At 66.0% G+C, this 4,160-nt stretch carries 3 protein-coding genes; all 3 read left to right on the top strand.

Annotated elements, in window-relative coordinates; translation table 11 throughout:
* Positions 1 to 370 precede the first annotated feature (370 nt).
* The 3 genes from ABGA94_RS16405 to ABGA94_RS16395 all read left to right on the top strand — a co-directional run bounded on the left by ABGA94_RS16405 (position 371) and on the right by ABGA94_RS16395 (position 4,116).
* A complete protein-coding gene (locus tag ABGA94_RS16405) occupies positions 371 to 1,588 on the top strand; it encodes a flagellin (protein WP_005416451.1) in 1,218 nt (405 codons plus the stop codon).
* Positions 1,589 to 1,660: 72 nt separating this feature from the next.
* Positions 1,661 to 2,851, top strand: coding sequence for a flagellin (locus ABGA94_RS16400; protein WP_095377991.1), 1,191 nt, complete (start codon positions 1,661 to 1,663; stop codon positions 2,849 to 2,851).
* An 86-nt stretch (positions 2,852 to 2,937) separates the two neighbouring features.
* The gene (locus ABGA94_RS16395; RefSeq protein WP_111127724.1) at positions 2,938 to 4,116 is read left to right on the top strand and encodes a flagellin; all 1,179 of its coding nucleotides are present in this window, start codon (positions 2,938 to 2,940) and stop codon (positions 4,114 to 4,116) included.
* Positions 4,117 to 4,160 lie beyond the last annotated feature (44 nt).

The following is a 4,160-nucleotide window of genomic DNA, read 5'->3' as shown; positions in this document are numbered from 1 at the left end:
GCGATGCCCTGCATCGCGGCCTTTTTCGTTTGCGCGCCTGCCCGCCGCCACGCGGCCCTCTGGCCATCTCCGGCCGATTTTCCGTGATTGCCCATCAAGCCGGGTCGCACCCCGCCGATACCTTCATCAGCGCTGGTCAGGCCCTGCCCGACCGCCCCTCCCGGGGTCGCTTCCATCCTGGCAACAGGGCTGAAAACCCCGGGAAAACAGCTTCAGGCAACGAATTCCGGCTTCAGCGGAATTCACGGCTAAAGGTTGTTGACAAAGCGCCGTTATTCATTTGGCAACGGCGAAGCACACAGCCACACAAAAAAACAGGCGGCGCTTCGTTTCATTCACCAACGGGTTCCATATAAGAGGAGACGACCCCATGGCACAGGTAATCAACACCAATACGATGTCGCTCAACGCTCAGCGCAACCTGAGCACCAGCGGCAGCTCGCTCGCTACCACCATCCAGCGCCTCTCGTCCGGCCTGCGCATCAACAGCGCGAAGGACGACGCGGCCGGCCTGGCCATCAGCGAGCGCTTCACCACCCAGATCCGCGGTCTGGACGTGGCCATCCGCAACGCCAACGACGGCATCTCGCTGGCCCAGGTCGCCGAGGGTTCGCTGAACGAAGTCGGCAACAACCTGCAGCGCATCCGCGAACTGGGTGTGCAGGCCTCCAACGCCACCAACTCGGCCAGCGACCGCAAGGCCCTGCAGGCGGAAGTGACCCAGCTGGTCTCGGAAATCGATCGTGTGGCCAAGCAGGCCGACTTCAACGGTACCAAGCTGCTGGACGGCAGCTTCACCAGCCAGCTGTTCCAGGTGGGCGCCAACGCCGGCCAGGCCATTGCCATCAACAGCGTGGTCAACGCCAAGGCCGATTCGCTGGGGGCTGCCACCTTCGCCAACGGCTACACCGGCACCGCGCTGGCGGTGGACAAGGCCACGGCCGACACCACCTACTCCGGCCTGCAGGTCTCGGTCACCCCGCCGGGCGGCACCGCCACCACGGTCACCATCAGCGACTTCACCGTGAAGGCCGGCGAGTCGATCACCTCGGCCACCGCTGCGGCGATCAACAACAAGCTGGGTGAAACCGGCGTGGTGGCCTCGGTCAATGCCGGCGTCATCAGCCTGGCTTCGGTCAAGGATGGCCAGACCTTCGCCCTGGGCGTCAGCGCGGCAACCCCGCCGGCCGGCGTCACCGCCGCGACCATCGCCGGCCTCGGCCTGACCGAGACCAGCACCAACGGCGGCACCCTGACCGGTGCAGCAGCCAGCTTCGTCAAGGACCTGAACGTCACCACCGCCGAAGGCGCACAGAAGGCGATGTCGATCGTCGACAAGGCCCTGGAATCGGTCAACAGCGTCCGCGCCGACCTCGGCGCGATCCAGAACCGCTTCACCTCGGTGGTCGCCAACCTGCAGACCTCCTCGGAGAACCTGTCCGCATCGCGCAGCCGCATCCGCGATACCGACTTCGCCAAGGAAACCGCCGAACTGACCCGCACCCAGATCCTGCAGCAGGCCGGTACGGCCATGCTGGCCCAGGCCAACCAGGTACCGCAGAACGTGCTCAGCCTGTTGCAGCGCTGACATGAGCCGCCCCCGGGGCACGTCGGGGGCGTCTGACCCAACTCACGTGCAACCGCTCAAGGACCTCTCCTCATGGCACAAGTCATCAACACCAATACGATGTCGTTGAATGCTCAGCGTAACCTGAGCACCAGCGGCAGCTCGCTGGCTACCACCATCCAGCGCCTGTCCTCCGGTTCGCGCATCAACAGCGCCAAGGACGACGCCGCCGGCCTGGCGATCTCCGAGCGCTTCGGCACGCAGATCCGCGGTACCGACGTCGCCATCCGCAATGCCAACGACGGCATCTCGCTGGCCCAGGTCGCCGAAGGTTCGCTGACCGAAATCGGCAACAACCTGCAGCGCGTCCGCGAGCTGTCGGTGCAGGCCGCCAACGCCACCAACTCGGCCAGCGACCGCAAGGCCCTGCAGGCCGAAGTGACCCAGCTGGTCTCGGAAATCGACCGCGTTGCCAAGCAGTCCGACTTCAACGGCACCAAGCTGCTGGACGGCTCGTTCTCCAGCCAGCTGTTCCAGGTCGGTGCCAACGCCGGCCAGGCCATCGCCATCGACAAGACCATCGACGCCAAGGCCAACGCCCTGGGTGGCGCCAAGTTCGATACCAACTCGCTGGCCCTGGCCGACCCGGGCACCAACGCCGACTTCAAGGTCACTGGCCTGCAGATCAATGGCGTCACCATCGCCGACGTCGATGTCAAGCAGGGTGCCGACGCCGCTGCTACCGGCAAGGCCTCCCGCGAGGCGCTGGTGACTGCCATCAACGCCAAGATCGGTGAGACCGGTGTCTACGCCGAAGTGAACGGCACCGCTGGCGTCACCCTGACCTCGGTCAAGGACAGCGTCAACGCCGATGGCTCGTTCAAGGCCATCACCGCTTCGGTGGGCACCTGGACCGGCGCCACCGCCCCGACCTTCACCGCCACCACTGCTGCTGCAGCGCCGGCCGCGAAGTACGCCAGCAACCTGGACGTCAGCACCGTGAAGGGCGCCCAGCAGGCGATGGAAATCGTCGACAAGGCCCTGGGTGCGATCAACAGCACTCGTGCCGACCTGGGCGCCGTGCAGAACCGCTTCACCTCGGTGGTGGCCAACCTGCAGACCTCGTCGGAGAACCTGTCGGCTTCGCGTAGCCGCATCAAGGACACCGACTTCGCCAAGGAAACCGCAGAACTGACCCGCACCCAGATCCTGCAGCAGGCCGGTACGGCCATGCTGGCCCAGGCCAACCAGGTGCCGCAGGGCGTGCTCAGCCTGCTGCGCTGATCCGCTTACTGATCGACCTCCGGGCGCTGCATGACGCCGCGCTCGGATCCTGAAACACGTTCCACCTTCGCCAAAGGAAATGCACCATGGCACAAGTCATCAACACCAACACCATGTCCCTGAATGCTCAGCGCAACCTGAGCACCAGCGGCAGCTCGCTGGCCACCACCATCCAGCGCCTGTCCTCCGGTTCGCGCATCAACAGCGCCAAGGACGACGCCGCCGGCCTAGCGATCTCCGAGCGCTTCGGCACGCAGATCCGCGGTACCGACGTCGCCATCCGCAACGCCAACGACGGTATTTCGCTGGCCCAGGTCGCCGAAGGTTCGCTGACCGAAATCGGCAACAATCTGCAGCGCGTCCGCGAGCTGTCGGTGCAGGCCTCCAACGCCACCAACTCGGCCAGCGACCGCAAGGCGCTGCAGGCCGAAGTGACCCAGCTGGTCTCGGAAATCGACCGCGTCGCCAAGCAGTCGGACTTCAACGGCACGAAGCTGCTGGACGGCACCTTCTCCAGCCAGCTGTTCCAGGTCGGCGCCAATGCCGGCCAGGCCATCGCCATCGACAAGACCATCGATGCCAAGGCCGGCTCGCTGGGCACCTCGACCTTCGCCACCGGCGCGACCGCCGCCCTGGCCGCCAGCACCGACGGCGCACGCTTCTCCGGCACCGTCATGGGCGTGGACATCGGCACGGTTGAAGTGAAGGCCGGCGCCACCACGGCGGATGCCTCCAAGGCCGTCGCCACCGCCATCAACGCCAAGATCGGCGAGGCCGGCATCTACGCCGAAGCCAATGCCGACGGCTCCCTGAAGCTGAGCTCGGTGAAGGAAGGCAAGGCCGTTGCCGCTGCCGATATCGCCCTGATGCGCAGCGACTACGACGCCACCGCCAAGACCTGGGGCGCCGCAGCGGCTGCCGGCGCCTACACTGCTGGCACCGACACCTCGGCCAACGTGCAGAAGCTGGACGTGAGCACCGTGCTCGGTGCCCAGCAGGCCCTGGAAGTGGTCGACAAGGCCCTGGGTGCGATCAACAGCACCCGCGCCGACCTCGGTGCGATCCAGAACCGCTTCACCTCGGTGGTGGCCAACCTGCAGACCTCGTCGGAAAACCTGTCGGCATCGCGTAGCCGCATCAAGGACACCGACTTTGCCAAGGAAACCGCCGAGCTGACCCGCACCCAGATCCTGCAGCAGGCCGGTACGGCCATGCTGGCCCAGGCCAACCAGGTGCCGCAGGGCGTGCTCAGCCTGCTGCGCTGATCCACGGCAAGAAGGCGCCGCTACCGTCGGGTCGAACCGACGGT

This window comes from Stenotrophomonas sp. 3diitr2024, assembly GCF_042136455.1.
Classification (GTDB): domain Bacteria; phylum Pseudomonadota; class Gammaproteobacteria; order Xanthomonadales; family Xanthomonadaceae; genus Stenotrophomonas; species Stenotrophomonas sepilia.
Note: the sequence above shows the minus strand (reverse complement) of the source record. Positions and strands in the feature narration are given on the sequence as shown.